The sequence below is a fragment of the Kocuria rosea genome (assembly GCF_006094695.1).
Lineage (GTDB): Bacteria > Actinomycetota > Actinomycetes > Actinomycetales > Micrococcaceae > Kocuria > Kocuria rosea.
The window spans coordinates 2,896,499-2,918,864 of sequence record NZ_CP035103.1 but is presented as its reverse complement, the minus strand read 5'-3'; the positions used below and the strand labels follow the sequence as shown (position 1 = coordinate 2,918,864).

Genomic DNA, 22,366 nt, shown 5'->3' with positions numbered 1-22,366 from the left:
CCCCGCGGGGAGTGCGGCCGCTGCCGTGCGTGCTGCCCGTGCCGGAGCGCGCGGTCGGCCCGCGCGCTCCGCTCAGGCGCTCCGCTCAGGCGCTCAGCTCACGCGCTCAGCTCACGCGCTGAGCGAGGAGAGGACCCGGTTGAAGGTCTCCGAGGGGCGCATCACCGAGAACGTCTTGGCGTCGTCCGGGCGGTAGTAGCCGCCGATGTCGGCGGGACGGCCCTGCACGGAGAGCAGCTCCTCGTTGATCGCGTCCTCGTTGGCCGCCAGCTGCTCCGCCACGGAGGCGAAGGCCTGCGCCAGCTCGGCGTCCTCGTCCTGGCGGGCCAGCTCCTGGGCCCAGTACAGGGCCAGGTAGAAGTGGCTGCCGCGGTTGTCGATCTCGCCGGCCTTCCGGCTCGGGGACTTGTTCTCCTCGAGGAACGTGCCCGTGGCCCGGTCGAGGGTCTCACCGAGGATCCGGGCGCGCTCGTTGTCGGCCGTGGTCGCCAGGTGGTCGAGGCTCGCGGCGAGGGCGAGGAACTCCCCGAGGCTGTCCCAGCGCAGGTGGTTCTCCTCCACCAGCTGCTGGACGTGCTTCGGCGCGGACCCGCCGGCGCCGGTCTCGAAGAGCCCGCCGCCGTTGATGAGCGGGACCACCGAGAGCATCTTCGCGGAGGTGCCCAGCTCGAGAATCGGGAACAGGTCCGTCAGGTAGTCGCGCAGCACGTTGCCGGTGACCGAGATGGTGTCCTCGCCGCGGCGGATCCGCTCGATCGAGAACGCGGTGGCCTCCTCGGGGGACATGATCTCGATCTGCAGGCCCTCGGTGTCGTGCTCGGTCAGGTACTGCTCGACCTTCGCGATGAGGTTGGTGTCGTGGGCGCGGGTGCGGTCCAGCCAGAACACGGCCGGCGTCGCGGAGGCCCGCGCGCGGGTCACGGCGAGCTTGACCCAGTCGCGGATCGCGACGTCCTTCGTCTGGCACGCCCGCCAGATGTCCCCGGGGGAGACCTCGTGCTCGATGAGCACGGCGCCGGAGGAGTCGACGACCTGGACGGTGCCCTGCACGGGGATCTCGAAGGTCTTGTCGTGGGAGCCGTACTCCTCCGCCTTCATCGCCATGAGGCCGACGTTGGGCACGGAGCCCATGGTGGTCGGATCGAACGCGCCGTGGGCGCGGCAGTCGTCGATGACCACCTGGTAGACCCCGGCGTAGGAGCTGTCCGGCAGCACCGCGAGGGTGTCCGCCTCCTCGCCCTCGGGACCCCACATGTGCCCGGAGGTGCGGATCATGGCCGGCATCGACGCGTCGACGATGACGTCGGAGGGCACGTGCAGGTTCGTGATGCCCTTGTCGGAGTTCACCATGGCGAGCTTCGGGCCCTCGGCGAGGCCCTTGTCGATCGCGGCCCGCACGTCGTCGCGCACGTCGGCGGGCAGGGCGTCGAGGCCGTTGAGGATCGCCGCGAGCCCGTTGGCGGGGGAGAGACCCGCCTTCTCCAGGGCCGCGCCGTGGGCGGCGAAGAGCTCCGGGAAGAACGCCTCGATGACGTGGCCGAAGATGATCGGGTCGGAGACCTTCATCATGGTGGCCTTCAGGTGCACCGAGAGCAGGACGTCCTCCCGCTTGGCGCGCTCGACCTGCTCCGCGAGGAACGCGTCCAGGGCGGCGGCCCGCATCACGGTGCCGTCGACGACCTCGCCGGCCAGCACGGGGACGGACTCCTTGAGCACCGTGGTGCTCCCGTCCTCGGCCACCAGGCGGATCGTCAGGGTGTCGTCGCCGTCCATGACCACGGACTTCTCGTTGTCCCGGAAGTCGTCGGCGCCCATCGTGGCGACGTTCGTCCTCGACTCCGCCGTCCACTCGCCCATGCGGTGCGGGTTCTTGCGGACGTAGTTCTTGACCGAGGCGGGGGCGCGGCGGTCCGAGTTGCCCTCGCGCAGCACCGGGTTGACGGCGGAGCCCTTGATCTTGTCGTAGCGGGCCCGGGTCTCCTTCTCCTCCTCGGTGCGGGGCTCGTCCGGGTAGTCGGGGAGGGCGACGCCCTGCTCCTGCAGCTCCTTGACCGCGGCCTTCAGCTGCGGGACGGAGGCGGAGATGTTGGGCAGCTTGATGATGTTGGCCTCGGGCTTCTTGGCCAGCTCGCCCAGCTCGGCGAGGGCGTCGTCCACCCGCTGCTCCGCGGGGAGGCGGTCGCCGAACGCGGCGATGATGCGCCCGGCCAGGGAGATGTCGCGGGTCTCCACCTCGACGCCGGCGGTCGAGGCGTAGGCCTCGATGATCGGCTTGAAGGAGTAGGTGGCGAGCAGGGGCGCCTCGTCGGTGCGGGTGTAGATGATCTTGGCCATGTGCGGGCTGTCTCCCAGGATGTCGTCGGATCGGTGGTGGTGCTTCCTGGTGCCAAGATACCCGAGGCGGCGCCCCGCCCGCTGGCCGGGCCCGCCGTCCGGCCGGAGGCCGCGGGCGGCCCGGGCACGGCGGCGGGCCCGTTCCCCGCGGGGAACGGGCCCGTGGCCGTGGGGCCCCGCCCGGGGGCGTGCCGGTGCCGGGGGCCGGGCTCAGCCCTCCGTGGACTGGGTGGACCCGGCGCCGTTGACGAGCTCGCCCTCGCCGATCACGCGGTCGCCGGACTCGTCCCGGCCCTCGCCCAGGGCCTGCTGCTCGCCCTGTCCGGAGACCACCTGGATCTTGCGCGGCTTGGCCTGCGCCGAGACGGGGATCGTGACCGTGAGCACGCCGTTGTCGTAGTTCGCGGCGATGTTCTGGATGTCGATGCCCTGGCCCAGGTTGAGCTGGCGGACGAACGAGGAGCTCTGCCGCTCCCGGGTGATCCACTGGACGTCCTGCACCTCGGGCAGCTCCCGCTCCGCGCGGATCGTCAGCAGCTGGCCGTCGACGTCGACGTCGACGCTCTCCGGGTCGATGCCGGGCAGGTCCGCCCGGAGGATGTACTGGTCGCCGTCCCGGTACAGGTCCATGGGCATCTCGCGCAGGCCCTGCCGGGCGAACAGCGAGGCGGCGAGCCGGTCGAAATCGTTGAACGGGGTGAACATCGTGGCCACGTCAATCATCTCCTCAACCATATGAGCAATGTCTTCGACATTTAGTTGAGTCCGATCAACTCAACTGTTGACCATGATAATCCCGCTCCCCGCGGTCTTCAACGGGTCCCGGCCCCCATCGCCCAGGGCGAACCGCCCTCAGCGGGCGTCGTGGGGATACCGCACGCCGATCTGCGCCCGCACCCGGTCGAAGAGCTCCACGAGCTCGAGGGAGTCGGCCCACGGCATCACGGGGGACTCGAGCAGGCCCTGCTGCACGCAGCGGGTGGCCTCGCGCATCTCGAACACGTATCCGGCGCCCGCCACGTCCACGCGCTCCACGAGGGGGGCGGCGCCCGTGCGGGCGCCCTCGGCGGTCTGCAGCACCAGGGTGGTCGGGCAGTTGATCCGTCCGTCCACCCGCAGCCAGCCGTCCGTGCCGCTGATCGTCACCTGGTGGGGGACCGTGGCGGACAGGGTGCCGCTCACGTGCGCCCGGCCGTGCCCGAAGTCCAGGGTCAGGGCGGTGTCCAGGTCCACGTCCGTGGCGCCGAGCTCCGCGCGGGCGCTCCAGCGCTCCGGGGCCCCCAGGACCGCGGAGGTCCACGTCAGGGGGTAGACCATCATGTCCAGCAGCACCCCGCCGCCGTCGGCCCGGCGGAACAGGCGGTGGGCCGGGTCCAGGGCCCGGTGCGTGCCGATGGACCCTTCGACCGAGCGGACCCGGCCGAGCCGGCCCTCCCGGACCCAGCGCATCGCGGTGCGGAAGCCGGGGGTCATGCGGGTCCAGACGGCCTCCATGAGGAAGACGCCGTGCTCGCGGGCCAGGCGGAACAGGTCGCGGACCTCCATCGCGGTCATGGCGAGGGCCTTCTCGCACACCACGTGCTTGCCGGCCCGCAGCAGCGCCGAGACGTCCCGGTGGTGGTAGCCGTGCGGGGTGGCCACGTAGACGATCTCCACGTCCGGGTCGGCCGCGAGCCGGTCCAGTCCCGTGCTCGTGGCGGTGCCGCCGTAGGCCCGCTCCACCCCGTGCCGGCGGGCGAAGTCCTCGGCGCGGTCCTGGTCCCGCGAGCTCACGGCCACGAGCCGGGCGTCGGGCAGCGCCGCGATGTCCGGGACCACCTTCTCCGCGATGTCGGCGGTGCTGACCACGCCCCATCCGAGCGTGCGGCCGGTCGCGGTGCCGGGGTCGTCCAGGTGGGCGGCGTCGAGGGAGGCGTCGACGAACGGGCTGAGGGTCTGGGCAGGCATGGGCGCATTCTGCCACGCCGCCCGGCGCCGGGTCCCCGTCCGCCGACTCCGATCGAACGACCGTTCGTGGCGTAGGCTGAGGGCGTGCCCCGGGTGAGCCAGCAGTACAAGGACGAGCGCCGCCGCGAGATCGTGGCGGCCGCCAGCGAGTGCTTCCTCGAGCACGGCTACGAGGGGGCGTCGATGCACCGCATCATCGCCGCCACGGGGCTGTCCGCGGGGGCGCTCTACAACCACTTCCCGAGCAAGCAGGAGCTCGTGGCCGCGGCCGCCCGCGCGGCCCTGGACCGGGTCCTCGCGGCCGCGGAGGACGAGCCCGGCACCGACCCCGCGGCGTGGGTCGTGGGACTGCTGGAGCGGCTGGCCGCGGATCCCGCCACCACCCGCCTGCTGCTCATCACGTGGGGCGGGGCGGTGAGCGACCCCGGTCTGGCCGCGCTTGCCGGGGAGCACCTGGGGCGGGTGCGGGACCGGGTGGAGGAGCGCTACGGGCGGTGGGCGGTCGAGGAGCTGGGCCTCGACGACGACGCGGCCCGCGAGTGGGCCGGCATGTTCGCCCAGGCCATCCTCTCGGTGCTGCAGGGCTGGGTGGTGCAGTCCTGCCTGCTGCCCGGCTTCGACCACGGCGCGTACCTGGACTACGCGCGCACCCTCGCGGCGCAGTGACGGGCCGCCGGGCCCGGCTCAGGCGGTGAGCCGGCGGTGCTCGGCGGAGAGCCGGACGTAGGTGCGCGCGTTGGCACGGACCTTCTCCTGCTCCTCGTCCGTGAGCTCGCGCCGGACCCTGCCCGGCACCCCCGTCACGAGGGAGCGGGGCGGCACCACGGTGCCCTCGAGGACGACGGCGCCCGCGGCCACCAGCGAGCCCGTCCCGATCACGGCGCCGTTGAGGACGGTCGCGTTCATCCCGATCAGGACCTCGTCCTCCACGGTGCACCCGTGCACCACTGCGCCGTGGCCGACGCTCACGTCCGCGCCGATCGTGCAGGGGTGGCCGGGGTCGGAGTGGACCACCACGTTGTCCTGCAGGTTGGACCGCGCGCCCAGCCGGACGGGGGAGCGGTCGCCGCGCACCACGGCGCCGTAGAAGACCCCGGACTCCGGCCCCAGCTCGGCGTCGCCCACGACCGTGGCGGTCGGGGCCACGAAGGCGGAGGAGTCGATCCGGGGCTCGTGCCCCCCGTGCGGGAGGACCGTGCCGGGCGTCGTGGAGTGTGCCATGGGCCCAGCCTAGCGGCGGGCCCGCCGCCCGCGGCTCAGACGCCCTGCCGCGTGACGGCCGGCCGCGGGGGGCGCTGGTGCCCGTGCTGGATGGCCACGCGGATCTTCTGGCCGCCCTTGAGCACGTACTCCGCGCCGTGCACGTGGATCGTGACGTCGTCCGCGCGCCGGGAGGCCCCCTCGAGCTCCAGGACGTGGTGGTCGATGCAGACCCGGATCACCTGGCCGCGGTACAGCACCGTGAACGAGACGGCGTCCAGCTGGCTCGGCAGGGCCGGGTCGAACTCGAGCCAGCCGCCGCGCACGCGCAGCCCCGCGTAGGCGCGGGTCACGACGTCGACGGAGCCGGCCATGGCGCCCAGGTGGATGCCCTCGCCCGTGGTCCCGCCCTGGGTGTCGTCGAGGTCCACCAGGAGGGCGTCCTGGAACGAGGACCACGAACGGTCCGGGTTCAGCCACGCGAGCACCGAGGCGTTGACCACCCGGGACAGGGAGGAGCCGTGCGAGGACCGCGCGATGTAGAAGTCGACGGTGCGCTCGATGGCGGCGTGGTCCACCTCGTAGCCCATCCGGCCGAGCTCCTCGACCAGGCCGTCGGGACCGAAGAGGTAGACCAGCATGATCGTGTCGGCCTGCTTGGCCAGCTTGTAGTTGTTGGTCATGTCGCCCTCGTTCTCCAGCAGGAGGTCGAGGCGGCCGATGTTGCGGTACTTGGCCCGGTAGTACTCCCAGTCCAGCTCGTCGAGGTCGTCGTAGCCGTGGAACTGGCTGATGGTGCCGTCCGTGTTGAACGGCACGAACATCCGCTCGGCCATCCGCTGCCAGGTCCCGACCTCCTCGGCCGAGAGGTCGAAGCGGGCGGAGAGCTCCTCGCGCTGGTGCTCCACCATGTCGTGGAAGATGTGTGCGCTGTGCCGGAACAGCCAGGCCGCCAGCACGTTCGTGTAGGCGTTGTCCTTCAGCCCGCCGCCGTGCTGGCCGCGCGGGCCGTCGTGGTACTCGTCCGGGCCCATGACGCCGGCGATGTGGTAGCGGCCGTCCGCGGGGTCGTAGTCGGTGAGGGACGCGAACAGCCGGGTGATCCCGATGATCAGCTCCGAGCCCTGCCCCGCCAGCCAGTCGAGGTCACCGGTGGTCTCGTAGTAGATCCAGGCGTTGTAGGCGATCGCGAGGCCCACGTGGAACTGCCGCCACGAGTTGTCCGGCAGCCACCGGTTGGAGTGGTGGTTGAACAGCTCCGGCGGGGTCTCCTCCCGGCCGTCGGAGCCGGACTGCCACGGGAACGCCGCGCCCTCGAGCCCGAACTCGGTGGCCCGGTGCTTGGCCATGGGCAGCCGGCGCCACCGGTAGGAGAGCAGGGCGCGCGTCACCTGCGGCTGGTGCAGGTTGACGACCGGGAGGATGTAGAGCTCGTCCCAGAAGATGTGCCCCCGATAGCCCTCGCCGTGCAGGCCGCGGGCCGGGACCCCGGCGTCGCGCAGGGACATGTGCGGCGCCAGCGTCTGGGCCACGTGGAACAGGTGCACCCGCAGCGCCAGCTGGGTGATGGCCAGCTCCCCGGTGCGCTCCTCCGGGTCCGGGCACACGTCCACGTCGAAGCGGTCCCACAGCAGGGACCACTCGATCTCGTGCGAGGGCAGCAGGCCCCGGACGCCGCTGGGGTTGCGGTCGAGCTCCGCGAGGGCGCCCTCGCGGGGCGAGCCGATCGCGGCGTCGCGGCTCGTGACCACGGCCGTGGTCGAGTCGATGATCACCGGGCGGCCGTCGGCGATGTTGACCTGGTGGCGGCGGAACTCGGTGCCGCCGGGCCGGATCTCGCGGCGCTCCCGGACGTTCTGGCCGCCCTCGATGGTGGTGCGCTGGGCCGTGGTGATCTCGATCTTGGACTGGGTGGTGCGCACGTGCGAGAGCAGGGTCTCGTGGTCGTCGGGCAGCGAGGTCGACTCGAGGTCCACCAGGTGGTGGTCGTTGAGGTCCTGGTACTCCGCGACCCCGTTGTTGCGCACGCTGGGGTCGATGCCCGTGCGCAGGTGCAGCCGCCCCGAGAACCCCCGGGCCGTCACCGTGGTCTCCTGCGCCCCCAGGTGGCGGAAGCGCAGCGACACGAGGCGGCGCTGGACGATCTCCAGCCGGGCGTGGGCCCCGTCCTCGCCCCGGTCGCCGTTGAGGTCGGTGAGGATCAGGGACCGGATGAGCAGCCCGCGGCGCAGGTCGAGCTCGATCCGCTCCTCGGACGGGCGCAGCCCGCCCTCCGACCACCAGTCGCCGCCGGAGACCCGCAGGTCCAGGTGGGTCCAGTTGGGGGCGTTGACCATGGACTCGTGCTCGACGTCGCGGCCGCTCAGGTGGCTCACCACCCGGTTGAAGATGCCGGCCAGGTAGTTGCCGGGGTAGTGCACCCCGTTGTCGGGGAACTCGCAGGCCGACCCGCGCACGCCCATGTAGCCGTTCGCCAGCGTCAGCAGGGTCTCCCGCCGGGCCTCGGTGGCCGGGTCGAAGCCCTCGAAGACCAGCTTCCAGGGGTCGTCGCGGCGGGCGCCGAGGTCGAGCTCGCCGACGTCGTTGAGCACGACCGTGGCCCCGGCCCGGTACAGGTCCTTGCGCTCGCCGTGGCGGCGGATCCCCACCACCATGCCGAAGCCGCCGGCGGCGGCGGCCTGCACCCCGGACACGGCGTCCTCCACCACCGCGGAGCGGGCCGGGTTCACCCCGAGCATCTTCGCGCAGGTCAGGAACGTGTCCGGCGCCGGCTTGCCGGGCAGCCCGTGCTCGGCGGCGAAGTGGCCGTCCACGATGATGTCGAAGGAGTCCTGCAGCCCGGCCGCCGCCAGCACGGGGACGCTGTTGCGGCTCGCGGTGACGAGACCCACCGGCACCCCGGCGGCGCGCAGCCGCTCGATGAGCGCCACGGTCTTCTCGAACACCCGGACGCCCTGGACCTGCAGGGCGTCCTGGAAGTAGGTGTTCTTCAGCACGGCCTGGCCCTGCACCGTCCACGCCCCCGGCGTCTCGTCGCCCTCCGGCAGGCAGGCGCCCCGGGCGGCGAGCAGGGAGCGGATCCCGTCCTCGCGCCGCCGCCCGTCCACGTAGTGACGGTAGTCGGCGTCGGCGTCGAAGGGTCGGCGGTCCACCGTGGTGCCGGCCTCGGCCGGCTCGAGCCGGTCGTCGGCCAGGATCGCGTCGAAGAGAGTCTTCCAGGCCGTCGCGTGCACGGCGGCGGTGTCCGTGACCACCCCGTCCATGTCGAAGATCACGGCCTCGTGGGGGATGCGCAGCTGGTCGACCGCCTGCGGCAGCGCGTCCGCGCCCTGGATGCGCGGCAGGGAGGCGGTGAACGGGGCGGTGGGCAGTGCGTTCACGAGAGTTCCTCCGGAAGGTGGGTGCGGCGTCCGCGACCCCTCGGAACCGCACGGAGAAACCCCCAGCACGCGGCACGCGACGGACCCCGGACGCGGCGTTGCGGTTTGGCACTGGAGCGGGGACGGCCGTCCGTGCCGACGGTTCCTGACCAGCTCATTAAACGGCCCGGGGGCCGCGGGGGCAAGCCGCGTCCGCTCAGCGGTCGGCCAGGGGGAGGCGGACGGTGAACCGGGTGCGGCCCGGGACGCTGCTGACGTCGATCCGCCCGTGGTGGGCGCGCACGATGGCGTCGACGATCGAGAGGCCCAGGCCGGCGCCGCGGGAGCTCGCGGCGCGGGCGTGGTCCTCCCGGGCGAAGCGGGAGAAGATGTGCTCGAGGAAGTCGGCGCCGATGCCGGGGCCGTCGTCGCCCACGGCGAGCACGGCCTCGCCGCCGGGCCCCGGTCCGGCGCCCGCCTCCGTCCCGAGCGAGGCCGTGACCGTCGTCCCCGCGGGCGTGTGCTGGTGGGCGTTGGCGAGCAGGTTGATGAGCACCTGGCGCAGCTGGGCCGGGTCCCCCCGCACGAGCACGGGCTCGTCGGGCAGCTCGAGGCGCCAGACGTGGCCGGGCGCCGCGACCCGGAGGTCGCTGACGGTCTCGACCACCAGCTCGAGGAGGTCGACGTCCTCGGTGACCGCGGCCCGGCCCTCGTCCAGGCGCGCGAGCAGCAGCAGGTCCTCGACGAGCGCGGTCATCCGGGCCGCCTCGGACTCCACCCGGGACAGGGAGCTGCGGCCCTGCGCGCTCATCGGCTCCGTGAGCCGGATCAGCTCCGCGTAGCCGCGGATGCTGGCCAGGGGAGTGCGCAGCTCGTGGCTGGCGTCGGCCACGAACCGGCGCACGCGCGTCTCGCTGCGCTGGCGGGTAGCAAGCGCGTGGGCGACGTTGTCCAGCATCCGCCCGAAGGCGTGGCCGAGCCGGCCCACCTCCGTGTCCGGGTGCGCGGCCGGCGCCACGGCCCCCACCGGCAGGACCACCTCCCCGTGGTCGAGGTCGAGCTCAGAGATGCGGGTCGCCACGTCGGAGAGCCGCTCCACGGGGCGCAGGGTGCGCCGGACGACGACGAGCCCGACCAGCCCCGTGGCGGCGATGGCGCCGGTCGAGATCGCCGCGGTGCTCACCCCGAAGCTGCGCAGGGTGTCCTCCTTGTCGGCCAGCGGCAGACCGGTCAGCACGAGGCCCCAGTCCCACGGGTCGTCGACCACCAGCACGCGGTAGCCGCCCACGGCCAGCTCCACGTCCACGGGGCCCCACTGCCGGCCCCCCTCGTCGTCCGACTCGGCGCCGAGCGCCGTCACGAGCTCCCCGATCCGCCGCCGGTCCTCGTCGGTCAGCTCCTGCCGCGTCCCGTCGGGGGCGAAGAGCCCGGCGCGGACCACCTCGCCGTCGACGACCCGGGCGTTGAGGGTGCCGGCGCCCTGCGCGGGGACGTCCATCATGGCCTCGAGCTCCTCCGAGGGCCCGGCGGCGGCACGGACCCCGTACTCGATCGTGCGGAACGAGGCGTCCCGGACCCGGCCGTCCAGCTGCTCGCCCAGGGACACGTTGAGGACCGCGAGACCCAGGGCGCCCACCGCGGCGCACGCGACGGTCAGCAGCGCCAGGACCGTCAGCAGCAGCTTGGTGCGCAGCTGCAGCGCCCGTCCCGCTCCCCGCGGCCGGGCCCGCGCCCCGGTCGCCTCCGGGTCCGTGGGACCGGTGCCCGTCGGGCCGGTGCCGGTCGGATCGGTGCTGGTCGGATCGGTGCTCGTGGGACCGGTGCTCATGGGGCGGCACGTCCTCGGCGGGTGCTCACTCGGCCGGTTTGAGCACGTAGCCGGCGCCGCGCACGGTGTGGATCATGGGCGGGCGCCCGGCGTCGATCTTCTTGCGCAGGTAGGAGATGTAGAGCTCCACCACGTTGGTCTGGCCGCCGAAGTCGTAGCCCCAGACCTGCTCGAGGAGCTGCGGCTTGCTCAGCACCCGGCGCGCGTTCTCCATGAGGCAGCGGAGCAGGTCGAACTGGGTGGCCGTCAGCGCGATCTCGTCGCCCCCACGGCTGACCTCCCGGGTGTCCGCGTTGAGCACGAGGTCGCCCACGACCAGCTCCGCGGCGTCCGGGTGGGCGATGCCCGCGCGCTGCACCAGGCGGTGCAGCCGCAGCAGCAGCTCCTCCATGTCGAACGGCTTCGTCACGTAGTCGTCCCCGCCCGCCGCCAGGCCGGTGATGCGGTCCTCGGTGCTGTCCTTCGCGGTGAGGAACAGGGCCGGGACGGTGGGGGAGAAGGAGCGGATCCGCTCGAGCACCTCCACCCCCGAGCAGCCCGGGAGCATGACGTCCAGCACCAGGACGTCGGGCCGGAAGCCGCGGGCCTCGGCCACCGCGGCGTCCCCGTCGTGGGCGGAGCGCACCTGCCAGCCCAGCATCGACAGCCCCATGGACACCATCTGGGCCAGCAGCGGCTCGTCGTCGACGACGAGCGCGCGCACCGGTGCCCCGTCGGGGTGCCGCAGGCGCGGGAGGTCCACGGCGGTGGGCCGCTGCACGGGCTCGGTCACGACGGAATCCCTCCTGGTCCCCGCCGGCGGCACCGGCGTCCTCGGACCGTCCTCAGCGTAGCGCCGCACCGGCCCCCGATCACCTGCGGATCGTTTGCGGACGCACTTCACAGCCCCGGCACAGGAACCCGATAAGAGCGCCACATCCCCGTCTGCTGGAGTGGATCCACGACCGGGCCCGGAGGCCCGGACCCCCGGGCAGGTGCCCGCGGGGCACCACGAGAGGGGAACCACCGCCATGCTGCACACCCGCCACCCCGCCGGACAGGCCCGGGCCGCGGAGCCGTCCGCGGGCCCGCCCGCCCGCCGGCGCCTGGTCGGGATCGACGCGGCCCGCGGCCTCGCCCTGCTCGGCATGGTCTCCGTGCACATCCTGCCGTCCTGGGACCCGGAGACCTTCGAGGCCACCGCCCAGTGGACGCTGTTCTCGGGCCGGGCCGCCGCCCTCTTCGCCCTCCTCGCCGGCGTGGGCCTGGCCCTCGGCTCGGGCGGGACCCGGGTGCACGAGGGCCGGCGGGCGACCGCCGACCGGGCCGGCCTGCTCGTGCGCGCGGTGCTCATCACCGCGCTGGGGCTGCTGATCAACCAGCTCTCGCCCGGCGACCCGCCCGCCTACAACATCCTGGTCTACTACGGCGTGTTCTTCCTGCTCGCCCTGCCCTTCCTGCACCTGTCCGTGCGCGCCCTGCTCGCCTGGGCGGCGGGGCTCGCCGTGCTCGGTCCCGTGCTGGTGCACTCGCTCGGCCCCGTGCTGCCCGGGTTCACCGTCTACAACCCCGGCCTCGCCGAGCTCGTCACCGAGCCGGGCACCACCCTCGCCCAGCTGCTCGTGACCGGTTCGTACCCCGGGGTGACGTACCTCGTCTACCTCCTCGCAGGCCTGGCCCTGGGCCGGCTGGATCTCTCGGCCGTGCGCACGCAGGCCGGCCTCGCGATCGGCGGGGCCGCGCTCGCGGTGTTCTCCGCCGTCACCTCCTGGTTGCTGCTGCACCCCCTCGGCGGCATCGAGCGGCTGCTCGCCGCGAGCCCCTCCCTGGACCGGGGGGACGTCCAGGACGTCCTCGTGTACGGGCCGGACCCCGTCCTGCCCTCCGCCACCTGGTGGTGGCTGGCCGTGACCGGGCCGCACACCAACACCCCGCTCGCCCTGCTGAGCGGGGTGGGCACCGGCGCCCTCGTGCTCGGCCTGTGCCTCCTCGTGGCCCGCCGGGCCGAGCACGTGCTGCTGCCGCTGGTCGCGGCCGGCTCGATGACGCTCACCCTGTACTCGGCGCACCTGCTCGGGCTCTTCCTGGAGCTGCACTACGAGCAGCCGGTGCTGTGGTTCCTCGTGCACGTCCTGGTGGGCACCGTGTTCGCCGTCCTGTGGCACCGCGCCCGGGGCCAGGGACCCCTCGAGCGGGTCGTCGGCCGGGCCGCCCACGCCGGACGGGACCGGGTGCTCCGCCATCGCCTAAACTCGTAGACGGTCCACCCAGGTCCCCGACTTCAGGAGCGGCATGTCCACGAGCACGTCCCCGTCCGTCACCAACCAGCCCCTCGCCGAGGTCGATCCGGAGATCGCGGCGGCGATCGCCGACGAGCTCGGCCGCCAGCGCGGCACCCTCGAGATGATCGCCTCCGAGAACTTCGCGCCCCGGGCGGTCCTCGAGGCCCAGGGCTCGGTGCTGACGAACAAGTACGCCGAGGGCTATCCCGGGCGCCGCTACTACGGCGGCTGCGAGTTCGTCGACGTCGTCGAGAACCTGGCCCGGGACCGGGCCACGGCCCTGTTCGGCGCCGAGCACGCCAACGTGCAGCCGCACTCGGGTGCCCAGGCCAACACGGCCGTCATGCAGGCGCTCATGACCCCCGGCGACAAGCTGATGGGCCTCTCCCTGGCCCACGGCGGCCACCTCACCCACGGGATGAAGCTCAACGTCTCCGGCAAGCTCTACGAGATCGCGGCCTACGAGGTCGACCCCGACACCTACACGATCGACATGGACAGGGTCCGGGAGCAAGCCCTCGCCGAGCGCCCGCAGGTCATCGTGGCCGGCTGGTCCGCGTACTCGCGGGAGCTGGACTTCGAGGCGTTCCGCGCGGTCGCCGACGAGGTCGGGGCGAAGCTGTGGGTGGACATGGCACACTTCGCCGGCCTCGTGGCCGCGGGCCTGCACGCCAACCCCGTGCCGCACGCCCACGTGGTCACCTCGACCGTGCACAAGACCCTCGCCGGACCCCGCTCCGGCGTGATCCTGACCACGGGCGAGCTCAAGAAGAAGATCGACTCCGCCGTCTTCCCGGGCCAGCAGGGCGGCCCGCTCATGCACGCCATCGCGGGCAAGGCCGTGGCCTTCAAGATCGCGGCCACCGAGGAGTTCCGCGCCCGCCAGGAGCGCACCGTCGAGGGCGCCCGGATCCTCGCCGAGCGCCTCGGGGCCGACGACGTCGCCCGGGCCGGGGTGTCCGTACTGACCGGCGGCACCGACGTGCACCTGGTGCTGGTGGACCTGCGCGACTCCGAGCTGGACGGCAAGCAGGCCGAGGACCTCCTGCACCGGGCGGGGATCACCGTCAACCGCAACGCCGTGCCGTGGGACCCGCGCCCGCCGATGGTCACCTCCGGGCTGCGGATCGGCACCCCCGCGCTGGCCACGCGCGGCTTCGGCGCACCGCAGTTCGAGGAGGTCGCCGAGATCATCGCCACCGCCCTGAAGCCCGGGGCCGACATCGACGCCCTGCGGGCCCGCGTGGACCGGCTGGCCGCGGACTTCCCGCTCTACGACGGCCTCGAGGAGTGGTGAGCGTGGGCGCACGGATCCTCGACGGACGGGCGGCCTCCGCCGCCATCAGGACCGAGCTCGCCGAGCGCGTGGCCGTGCTGGCGGAGCGGGGGGTCACCCCCGGCCTCGGCACGGTGCTGGTGGGCGAGGACCCCGCCTCGCACTCCTACGTGGGCGGCAAGCACCAGGACTGCGCCGAGGTCGGCATCTCCTCGATCCGCCGCGACCTGCCCGCGGACGTCTCCCAGGAGGAGCTCGAGCGCGTCCTCGACGAGCTCAACGCGGACCCCGCGTGCACCGGCTACATCGTCCAGCTGCCGCTGCCCGGGCACATCGACACCAACGCGATCCTCGAGCGCATCGACCCGGACAAGGACGCCGACGGGCTGCACCCGACCAACCTCGGCCGCCTCGTGCTCAACGTCTCCGAGCCGATGACCTCCCCGCTGCCGTGCACGCCGAACGGGGTGATCGAGCTGCTGCGCCGCAACGACGTCGAGCTCGCGGGCCGGCACGTGCTCGTCGTGGGCCGCGGCGTGACCGTCGGACGGCCGATCGGGCTGCTGCTGACCCGCAAGGAGATCAACGCCACGGTCACCCTCGCCCACACCGGCACGCAGGACCTCGACGCGCTGCTGGCCCAGGCCGACGTCGTCGTGGCCGCCGCCGGGCGGCCGCACATGATCACGGCCGACAGCCTCAAGGACGGCGTGGTGCTCCTCGACGTCGGGGTCTCCCGCGTGGAGGACCCCGGGACCGGGAAGAAGAGGCTCACCGGGGACATCGACCCGGCCGCCGCGCAGAAGGCCTCCTGGATCTCCCCCAACCCCGGCGGGGTGGGGCCCATGACCCGGGCCATGCTGCTGCTCAACGTGGTGGAGACCGCCGAGCGGCACGCCGGCCTCCGCTGAGCGCCGTCCACCGCGCCGCGCCCCCGGGAGCCCTCGCTCCCGGGGGCGCGGCCGTCCCCGGCGCCGGGCGGGGACGGCGCCCGCGCCGGTTCGTGGCCCGGGCCGGGATTTGAGACAATGGGGACCATGCGCTCCCTCGGATCCCCGACCCCGTCCACCGCCCCGGCCGCCGAGCCCGCCTCCCGCACCGCCCTGTGGGGCACGGTGATCGGACTGGCCGTGCTCGTGGTGATCTTCGTGGTGGCGCTGCTGCAGGCCGCGAACGCCAACTCGTGGCTGGGCTGGGCGCTCGCCGGCATCGCCCTCGGCTGGCTGCTGCTCGCCACCTGGGTGGTGCTCATGGTCCGCAAGGCCGCCCGCTTCGGCCGCCGGCAGGTCGACGAGGCCCGGGAGCAGCTGCGCACCGGCACCGGCCGCGCCCCCACCGTCACCGGGTCCGCCGCCGCCGGCTCCATGCGGGACGAGAAGCTCTCCCACAGCTTCCAGATCGTCCTGGTCCAGTCCAAGGTGATCAAGCAGGAGCTCGCCGCGCTGCCCGTCGAGGGCCCCGAGCGCGAGGCGCTGGACCGCGCCCTCGACACCATCGACATCACGGCCGGCAACGGGATGAGCATGCTGCGCCAGGAGCCCCTCAGCGGCACCGTGGTCGACTGACCCCGACCGCCCCGCGGCACGAACCCCCGCAGCACGACCCCGCTCACCACCACCCGGAAGCCAGGTGCCCCCGCATGTCCCGCCCCGAGAACGTCCTGCGCGTCGCCACCGTCAACGTCAACGGCATCCGCGCCGCCTACAAGCGCGGCATGGCCGACTGGCTGGCGGGCCGTGACGTCGACATCCTGTGCCTGCAGGAGGTCCGGGCCCCCGACCGGATCGTCCGGGACCTGCTCGACGAGCAGGTGTGGGACGTCCACCACGCCGAGGCCGCCGACAAGGGCCGGGCGGGCGTGGCCGTGGCCACCCGCCGGGACGCCCGGGACGGGTCCCTGCTGCCCGTGCGGCGGCGCGACTCCATCGGCCACGAGCACTTCGAGACCGCGGGCCGGTGGGTCGAGACGGACCACGCCCTGGCCGACGGCACCACGCTCACCGTGGTCTCGGCCTACGTCCACTCCGGGGAGGTCGGCACCCCCCGCCAGGACGACAAGTACCGCTTCCTCGACGTCATGAGCGAGCGGCTGCCCGAGCTCGCCCGCACGCGGGAGCACGTGCTCGTCGTCGGCGACCTCAACGTGGGGCACACCGAGCTCGACATCAAGAACTGGAAGGGCAACGTCAAGAACGCCGGCTTCCTGCCCGAGGAGCGCGCCTACTTCGACCGCTTCTTCGGCGAGCACGGGTACAAGGACGTCGCCCGGGAGCTGGCCGGACCGGTCCCCGGGCCGTACACGTGGTGGTCGTACCGCGGCAAGGCCTTCGACACCGACGCCGGGTGGCGCATCGACTACCACATGGCCACCCCGGGGCTCGCGGCCCGGGCGGTGACCGCCGCCGTGGACCGCGCCCCCAGCTACGACACCCGCTTCTCCGACCACGCGCCCGTGGTGGTCGACTACCAGCTCTGACCCGTTCGCCCGCTCCGCGCCCCCGCCGGCGCCCGCCCGATCGAAGGACCCCGCACCGTGACCCCTGAGCCCGTACCGTTCGACGTCCCCACCGCCTCCGGCAAGCCCCGTGTCGTCTCGGGGGTGCAGCCCTCGGCGGACTCCCTGCACCTGGGCAACTACGTGGGGGCCGTGCGCAACTGGGTGGACCTGCAGGACGACAACGAGTGCGTGTTCTTCGTGGCCGACCTGCACGCCATCACCGCCGAGCAGGACCCGGCCGCCCTGGCCCAGCGGACCCGTGTCACGGCGGCCCAGTACATCGCCGCGGGCATCGACCCCGAGCGCTCCACCCTGCTGGTGCAGTCCCACGTGCCCGAGCACGCCCAGCTGGCCTGGGCGCTCAACTGCATCACGGGCTTCGGCGAGGCGTCCCGGATGACGCAGTTCAAGGACAAGTCCGCCCGGCAGGGCGCCGAGAACGCCACGGTCGGCCTGTTCGCCTACCCGGTGCTCATGGCCGCCGACATCCTGATCTACCAGGCGCACCAGGTCCCGGTGGGGGAGGACCAGCGCCAGCACCTCGAGCTGACCCGCAACCTCGCCCAGCGCTTCAACACCCGCTTCGGGGACACGTTCGTGGTGCCGGACGCGAAGATCCTCGCCGAGTCCGCCAAGGTCTACGACCTGCAGAACCCCACCGCCAAGATGTCCAAGTCCGCCGCGTCCGAGAGCGGGCTGATCCGGCTGCTCGACCCGGCCAAGAAGAACGCGAAGAAGATCAAGTCCGCGGTCACCGACGACGGCACGGAGATCCGCTTCGACCGCGAGGCCAAGCCGGGCATCGCCAACCTGCTGACCGTGTACTCGGCGCTCACCGGCCGGCCCGTGGCCGACCTCGTGGCGGAGTACGAGGGGAAGCTCTACGGCCACCTCAAGGTGGGGCTGGCCGAGGTGGTCACCGAGACCCTGGACCCGATCCAGGCCCGCGCCCAGGAGCTGCTGGACGACCCCGCGGAGCTGGACCGCCTCCTCGCCCGGGGCGCCGAGAAGGGCCGCGAGATCACCGTCCGGACCCTGGCGGGGGTCTACGACCGGATGGGCTTCCTGCCGCGCCTGGGCGGGTCCGGGGGGCTGGGCTAGGCTGGGTCCCGTCCTGTGAGGAGTTGAGTTGACCCGAACGCAGCAGTCCCCCACCATCCGCCCCGGCCAGGTGTACGCGGGCGTGGTGATCGAGCTGCCCGAGCCCGTGGGCCGGGAGCTCCAGGACTGGCGCGCGTCCTTCGGGGACCCCGCCTCCTACGCCGTGCCGGCGCACATCACGCTGATGATCGCCCCGCAGGCGGAGCGCTGGGCGGACGTCGTGCAGCGGGTCGGGGCCGTGGCCCGCGAGTGGGACCCGTTCCGGGTGGAGATCAACGGCACCGGCACGTTCCGCCCCGTGAGCCCGGTGGTCTACCTGCGCATCCAGGAGGGCGAGGAGCAGTGCCGCGCGCTGCACGACGCCCTGCACGAGGAGCAGCTCGTCTCGGCGTCCCCCTTCGAGTTCCACCCCCACGTCACGATCGCCCAGGCCGTGGAGGAGGAGGACCTCGACCGCGCCCAGGAGATGCTGCGGACCTACCGCGCCGGGTTCCTCGTGGACCGGATCGGTCTCTACGAGCTCGACGGCCGGGGCGTCTGGCGGATCCGCGAGGAGTTCCCCTTCACGGGGCGCGACCGCGACCGGCGCTGAGCCGCCCGGCCATGAGCACCCGCGCCGGCCCCCGCACCGGCCCCGCCCCCGAGCAGCCGCCGCGCGCGATCGACCGCCACGGCATGCGGCGCGAGGCCCTGCGCCAGCGGGCGCTGCTGCGCGAGAAGCGGGCCGCCGGCGCCGGCGCCCTCGGGCTGGCCGGCTCGGTGCTCGCCGTGGCGCTCGCCGAGACCTACCGGCGGATGCCGGTCCGCGTGGTCCTGCACTACCTCTTCCACGGCGGGCCCCTCATGGCGGCGGGCCTGTCCTTCGTGCTGATCTTCGCGTCCACCGCCCTGCTGGTGATGGGCTTCTCCGTGATCGGCGTGTTCCTCGGCAACGACCCCCTGGTGCGCGACGCCGTGGTGGAGGCCGTGACCGAGCGCGTCCCCGGCCTGCTGGACACCGGGGACGGGGGAGTGGTCCCCCTCGAGCTGCTCGAGGACACCCGGCCCTTCACCCTGGCCACGGTGATCGGCGCCGCGGTCCTGTTCTTCTCCGGCTGGCGCTGGGTCTCCGGGGTGCGGCTCGCGTTCCGCCGGCTCTTCGAGGTGCCCCCCGCGCAGGGCCTGCCCATCGCGGCCGTGCCGCGGGACCTGCTGGGGCTGCTGCTGCTGGGCGTGCTGCTCGCCCTCTCGGTCGTGGCCAACGGCGCGGCCTCGGGCCTCCTGGGCTTCCTGCTGGACACCGCCGGCGAGCTCGGCTGGGGCAGCGGCCCCGACTGGCTGCGCACCGGGCTGACCTGGGCGCTGAGCACCCTGCTCGTCGTCGTGCTGGACGCCCTGTTCGCCCTCGAGCTCGTGCGGGGCGTGGCCGGGCTGCGGATCACCCGCCGCGCCCTGACCGTCACCGTGCTCGCCGCAGCGGCCGGCAGCTTCGCGCTGCGCTACATCGGGGGCACGGTGGTCGCCGGGGCCACCACCAACCCGTACCTGCTCTCGGTCGCCCTCGTGGTGGGCGTGCTCCTGTGGTTCTACCTGTTCAACCAGATCCTGCTGTTCTCGGCCGCGATCGGGGCGATCGTGCACGCGGACCAGCGCGGCGGGCGGGTGCACCCCGACGGGGAGAACGTGGCGATCACCGTGGTGCCCATGGCCGCCCTGACCGGGCGCCGCTGAGCCGCCGCCGCGCACGGACGACGGCGGCCCGCCCCCTGCCGTGCAGGGGACGGGCCGCGGCGGCCTGGGGCACGCTCACATGGAGCGGCTCAGGATGGCGTTCTTGACCTCGGCGATGGCCTTCGTGACCTGGATGCCGCGCGGGCACGCCTCGGTGCAGTTGAAGGTCGTGCGGCAGCGCCACACGCCCTCCTTGTCGTTGAGGATCTCCAGGCGCAGGTCCCCCGCGTCGTCGCGGGAGTCGAAGATGAACCGGTGCGCGTTGACGATCGCCGCCGGACCGAAGTACTGGCCGTCGGTCCAGAACACGGGGCAGGACGACGTGCACGCGGCGCACAGGATGCACTTGGTGGTGTCGTCGAAGCGCGCCCGGTCCTCCTGGGACTGGTAGCGCTCCATGGTCGGCTCGTTGCCGCCGGCCACGAGGAACGGCATGATCTCGCGGTAGGACTGGAAGAACGGCTCCATGTCCACGATCAGGTCCTTCTCGCACGGCAGGCCCTTGATGGGCTCCACCGTGACGGGCTTGGACAGGTCGAGGTCCTTGAGCAGCACCTTGCAGGCGAGGCGGTTCTGGCCGTTGATGCGCATGGCGTCCGAGCCGCACACGCCGTGCGCGCAGGAGCGGCGGAAGGACAGCGAGCCGTCGATCTCCCACTTCACCTTGTGCAGGGCGTCCAGCACGCGGTCGGTGCCGTACATGGTCAGCTTGTACTCGTCCCAGCGGACCTCGTCGGAGACCTCCGGGTTGTAGCGGCGGATCTGCAGGGTGAGGTCGAAGGTCGGGATCTCGTCGCTGCCCTGCTGCTCCTCGGGCAGGTCCACGCGCGCGGCGGGCTCCCCGCCCTCGGCGTTCTCGGCGGCGGGGTCCACGGCCGGGGCCGCGGCCTCGTCGCGCTCGTCGACCGACCCGGCGTCCGCGTCGGTCTTGTAGCCGGCACGGTCGTCCTGGGCGTGGCCCGGGGCGTGGCCGTGCTCGGGGGCGCGGTCCTGGGGGTCGTCGTCGCGGCCGTCCTCGGGCCGGTCGGGAGTGTGTGCGGTAGACATCAGTACTTACGCTCCATGGGCTCGTAGCGGGTGAAGATGACGGGCTTCGTCTCCTGCCGGATCCCCGCGGTGGGGGAGGAGGGGTCGAGGTAGACCATCGAGTGCTTCATGAAGTTGGCGTCGTCGCGCTCCGGGAAGTCCTCCCGGAAGTGCCCGCCGCGGGACTCGGTGCGGTGCAGGGCGGCCACGGTCATGACCTTCGCGAGCTGCAGGAGGAAGCCGAGCTCCACGGCCTCCAGCAGGTCCAGGTTGAAGCGCTTGCCCTTGTCCTGGATGGAGATGTTCGCGTACCGGGCCTCGAGGGCGGCGATGTCGTCCAGCGCCGTCTGCAGGGTGTCGGCGGTGCGGAACACCTGGACGTTGAGGTCCATGGTGTCCTGCAGGTCCTTGCGGATCGCGGCGACCTTCTCGGTGCCGGTGCCGTTGCGGGCGTTGTCGAGCAGCGCCACGGTGCTGTCCAGGGCGGTGTCCGGCACGGGCACGAACTCGGCCCGCTGCGCGTACTCGGCGGCGTAGATGCCGGCGCGCTTGCCGAACACGTTGATGTCCAGCAGCGAGTTGGTGCCCAGGCGGTTGGAGCCGTGCACGGACACGCAGGCGACCTCGCCGGCGGCGTACAGGCCCGGGACCACGTTCTCGTTGTCCTGGAGCACCTCGGCCTTGATGTTGGTCGGGATGCCGCCCATGGCGTAGTGGCAGGTCGGGAACACCGGGACGGGCTCGGTGTAGGGCTCCACGCCCAGGTACGTGCGGGCGAACTCCGTGATGTCGGGCAGCTTCGCGTCGATGTGCGCCGGCTCCAGGTGGGTGAGGTCGAGCAGGACGTAGTCCTTGTTCGGCCCGGCGCCGCGGCCCTCGCGCACCTCGTTGGCCATGGAGCGGGCCACGATGTCGCGAGGGGCGAGGTCCTTGATGGTCGGGGCGTAGCGCTCCATGAACCGCTCGCCGTCGGCGTTGCGCAGGATCCCGCCCTCGCCGCGGGCGGCCTCGGAGACGAGGATGCCCAGCCCGGCCAGGCCGGTGGGGTGGAACTGGATGAACTCCATGTCCTCGAGGGGCAGGCCGTTGCGGAACGCGATGGCCATGCCGTCGCCGGTGAGCGTGTGGGCGTTGGAGGTCGTCTTGTAGACCTTGCCCGCCCCGCCGGAGGCGAAGACCACGGACTTGGCCTGGAAGACGTGCAGCTCCCCGGAAGCGAGGTCGTAGGAGACGACGCCGGCGACGCGGCGCTGGCCGTCGACCTCGGTCATGATCAGGTCCAGGACGTAGTACTCGTTGAAGAACTCCACGTTGTGCTTGATGCAGTTCTGGTACAGCGTCTGGAGGATCATGTGGCCGGTGCGGTCCGCAGCGTAGCAGGCGCGGCGCACGGGGGCCTTGCCGTGGTCGCGGGTGTGGCCGCCGAAGCGTCGCTGGTCGATCTTGCCCTCGGGGGTGCGGTTGAACGGCAGGCCCATCTTCTCGAGGTCGAGGACGGCGTCGATGGCCTCCTTGGCCATCACCTCGGCGGCGTCCTGGTCGACCAGGTAGTCACCGCCCTTGATGGTGTCGAAGGTGTGCCACTCCCAGTTGTCCTCCTCGACGTTGGCGAGGGCCGCGCACATGCCGCCCTGCGCCGCGCCGGTGTGGGACCGCGTGGGGTACAGCTTGGTCAGTACGGCAGTGCGGGAGCGCTGACCGGCCTCGATGGCGGCGCGCATACCGGCACCACCGGCGCCGATGATGACCACGTCGTACTTGTGAACCTGCATACCGGTTGTTCTTTCTGTTGGGTGTTCCGTCGGATGTGCTGGGGCCCGGTCGCCT

Annotated in this window: 18 protein-coding genes; 9 read left to right on the top strand and 9 right to left on the bottom strand. The window is 72.8% G+C overall.

Features of this window, described 5'->3' with window-relative positions; genetic code table 11:
- Positions 1-111: 111 nt before the first annotated feature.
- From EQG70_RS13385 to EQG70_RS13375, 3 genes are all read right to left on the bottom strand, one after another.
- Positions 112-2,334 (bottom strand): NADP-dependent isocitrate dehydrogenase, encoded by a 2,223-nt coding sequence (locus tag EQG70_RS13385; protein ID WP_109268812.1) that lies wholly within the window; start codon positions 2,332-2,334, stop codon positions 112-114.
- Positions 2,335-2,544: 210 nt separating this feature from the next.
- Positions 2,545-3,057, bottom strand: coding sequence for an Hsp20/alpha crystallin family protein (locus EQG70_RS13380; RefSeq protein ID WP_285842172.1), 513 nt, complete (start codon positions 3,055-3,057; stop codon positions 2,545-2,547).
- 129 nt (positions 3,058-3,186) lie between these two features.
- The gene (locus tag EQG70_RS13375) at positions 3,187-4,281 is read right to left on the bottom strand and encodes a Gfo/Idh/MocA family protein (RefSeq protein WP_109268811.1); all 1,095 of its coding nucleotides are present in this window, start codon (positions 4,279-4,281) and stop codon (positions 3,187-3,189) included.
- Between the two features lie 84 nt (positions 4,282-4,365).
- Between EQG70_RS13375 and EQG70_RS13370 the strand changes: the two genes are divergently transcribed.
- Positions 4,366-4,947: a TetR/AcrR family transcriptional regulator gene (locus EQG70_RS13370; RefSeq protein WP_031282322.1), complete on the top strand. Its 582-nt coding sequence runs from the start codon at positions 4,366-4,368 to the stop codon at positions 4,945-4,947.
- 18 nt (positions 4,948-4,965) lie between these two features.
- Here EQG70_RS13370 and EQG70_RS13365 read toward each other — a convergent pair whose 3' ends face one another.
- The 4 genes from EQG70_RS13365 to EQG70_RS13350 all read right to left on the bottom strand — a co-directional run bounded on the left by EQG70_RS13365 (position 4,966) and on the right by EQG70_RS13350 (position 11,440).
- Positions 4,966-5,502: a gamma carbonic anhydrase family protein gene (locus EQG70_RS13365; RefSeq protein WP_109222547.1), complete on the bottom strand. Its 537-nt coding sequence runs from the start codon at positions 5,500-5,502 to the stop codon at positions 4,966-4,968.
- A gap of 35 nt (positions 5,503-5,537) precedes the next feature.
- On the bottom strand, positions 5,538-8,861 hold the full coding sequence (locus EQG70_RS13360) for a beta-phosphoglucomutase family hydrolase (protein ID WP_109222548.1): 3,324 nt from the start codon (positions 8,859-8,861) through the stop codon (positions 5,538-5,540).
- Between the two features lie 196 nt (positions 8,862-9,057).
- Entirely contained in the window at positions 9,058-10,668 is a 1,611-nt protein-coding gene (locus tag EQG70_RS13355) for a sensor histidine kinase (protein ID WP_109268810.1), read from the bottom strand.
- Positions 10,669-10,693: 25 nt separating this feature from the next.
- Positions 10,694-11,440, bottom strand: coding sequence for a response regulator transcription factor (locus EQG70_RS13350; protein WP_017832172.1), 747 nt, complete (start codon positions 11,438-11,440; stop codon positions 10,694-10,696).
- Between the two features lie 238 nt (positions 11,441-11,678).
- Here EQG70_RS13350 and EQG70_RS13345 point away from each other — a divergent pair, with 238 nt between their 5' ends.
- The 8 genes from EQG70_RS13345 (at position 11,679) to EQG70_RS13310 (ending at position 19,513) form a co-directional block, all read left to right on the top strand.
- On the top strand, positions 11,679-12,905 hold the full coding sequence (locus EQG70_RS13345) for a heparan-alpha-glucosaminide N-acetyltransferase domain-containing protein (RefSeq protein ID WP_109268809.1): 1,227 nt from the start codon (positions 11,679-11,681) through the stop codon (positions 12,903-12,905).
- Positions 12,906-12,939: 34 nt separating this feature from the next.
- Entirely contained in the window at positions 12,940-14,226 is a 1,287-nt protein-coding gene (gene glyA / locus EQG70_RS13340; RefSeq protein WP_017832174.1) for a serine hydroxymethyltransferase, read from the top strand.
- A 2-nt stretch (positions 14,227-14,228) separates the two neighbouring features.
- Positions 14,229-15,116, top strand: a complete 888-nt coding sequence (locus tag EQG70_RS13335) for a bifunctional methylenetetrahydrofolate dehydrogenase/methenyltetrahydrofolate cyclohydrolase (protein ID WP_109268808.1) — start codon at positions 14,229-14,231, stop codon at positions 15,114-15,116.
- Between the two features lie 126 nt (positions 15,117-15,242).
- Positions 15,243-15,770, top strand: a complete 528-nt coding sequence (locus EQG70_RS13330; protein ID WP_232035336.1) for a hypothetical protein — start codon at positions 15,243-15,245, stop codon at positions 15,768-15,770.
- Between the two features lie 74 nt (positions 15,771-15,844).
- Positions 15,845-16,681, top strand: coding sequence for an exodeoxyribonuclease III (locus EQG70_RS13325; RefSeq protein ID WP_109268806.1), 837 nt, complete (start codon positions 15,845-15,847; stop codon positions 16,679-16,681).
- A 57-nt stretch (positions 16,682-16,738) separates the two neighbouring features.
- Positions 16,739-17,803, top strand: a complete 1,065-nt coding sequence (gene trpS / locus EQG70_RS13320) for a tryptophan--tRNA ligase (protein WP_109268805.1) — start codon at positions 16,739-16,741, stop codon at positions 17,801-17,803.
- Between the two features lie 28 nt (positions 17,804-17,831).
- On the top strand, positions 17,832-18,395 hold the full coding sequence (locus tag EQG70_RS13315) for a 2'-5' RNA ligase family protein (RefSeq protein ID WP_109268804.1): 564 nt from the start codon (positions 17,832-17,834) through the stop codon (positions 18,393-18,395).
- Positions 18,396-18,406: 11 nt separating this feature from the next.
- The gene (locus tag EQG70_RS13310) at positions 18,407-19,513 is read left to right on the top strand and encodes a YihY/virulence factor BrkB family protein (protein WP_109268803.1); all 1,107 of its coding nucleotides are present in this window, start codon (positions 18,407-18,409) and stop codon (positions 19,511-19,513) included.
- Positions 19,514-19,588: 75 nt separating this feature from the next.
- On the opposite strand, the gene EQG70_RS13305 is transcribed toward EQG70_RS13310, so the two are convergent.
- On the bottom strand, positions 19,589-20,560 hold the full coding sequence (locus EQG70_RS13305) for a succinate dehydrogenase iron-sulfur subunit (RefSeq protein WP_017832181.1): 972 nt from the start codon (positions 20,558-20,560) through the stop codon (positions 19,589-19,591).
- Positions 20,560-22,311 (bottom strand): succinate dehydrogenase flavoprotein subunit, encoded by a 1,752-nt coding sequence (gene sdhA / locus EQG70_RS13300; RefSeq protein ID WP_017832182.1) that lies wholly within the window; start codon positions 22,309-22,311, stop codon positions 20,560-20,562. The genes EQG70_RS13305 and sdhA overlap by 1 nt, the downstream gene beginning before the upstream one ends.
- Positions 22,312-22,366 lie beyond the last annotated feature (55 nt).

Excerpts from the sequence above, each read along its gene's own strand:
- EQG70_RS13305 (WP_017832181.1), bottom strand. The coding sequence starts at position 20,560 with ATGTCTACCGCACACACTCCCGACCGGCCCGAGGACGGCCGCGACGAC.
- EQG70_RS13345 (WP_109268809.1), top strand. The coding sequence starts at position 11,679 with ATGCTGCACACCCGCCACCCCGCCGGACAGGCCCGGGCCGCGGAGCCG.
- EQG70_RS13380 (WP_285842172.1), bottom strand. The coding sequence starts at position 3,057 with ATGATTGACGTGGCCACGATGTTCACCCCGTTCAACGATTTCGACCGG.
- glyA (WP_017832174.1), top strand. The coding sequence starts at position 12,940 with ATGTCCACGAGCACGTCCCCGTCCGTCACCAACCAGCCCCTCGCCGAG.
- EQG70_RS13330 (WP_232035336.1), top strand. The coding sequence starts at position 15,243 with ATGCGCTCCCTCGGATCCCCGACCCCGTCCACCGCCCCGGCCGCCGAG.
- sdhA (WP_017832182.1), bottom strand. The coding sequence starts at position 22,311 with ATGCAGGTTCACAAGTACGACGTGGTCATCATCGGCGCCGGTGGTGCC.
- EQG70_RS13385 (WP_109268812.1), bottom strand. The coding sequence starts at position 2,334 with ATGGCCAAGATCATCTACACCCGCACCGACGAGGCGCCCCTGCTCGCC.
- EQG70_RS13325 (WP_109268806.1), top strand. The coding sequence starts at position 15,845 with ATGTCCCGCCCCGAGAACGTCCTGCGCGTCGCCACCGTCAACGTCAAC.
- EQG70_RS13365 (WP_109222547.1), bottom strand. The coding sequence starts at position 5,502 with ATGGCACACTCCACGACGCCCGGCACGGTCCTCCCGCACGGGGGGCAC.
- EQG70_RS13310 (WP_109268803.1), top strand. The coding sequence starts at position 18,407 with ATGAGCACCCGCGCCGGCCCCCGCACCGGCCCCGCCCCCGAGCAGCCG.
- EQG70_RS13375 (WP_109268811.1), bottom strand. The coding sequence starts at position 4,281 with ATGCCTGCCCAGACCCTCAGCCCGTTCGTCGACGCCTCCCTCGACGCC.
- EQG70_RS13355 (WP_109268810.1), bottom strand. The coding sequence starts at position 10,668 with ATGAGCACCGGTCCCACGAGCACCGATCCGACCAGCACCGATCCGACC.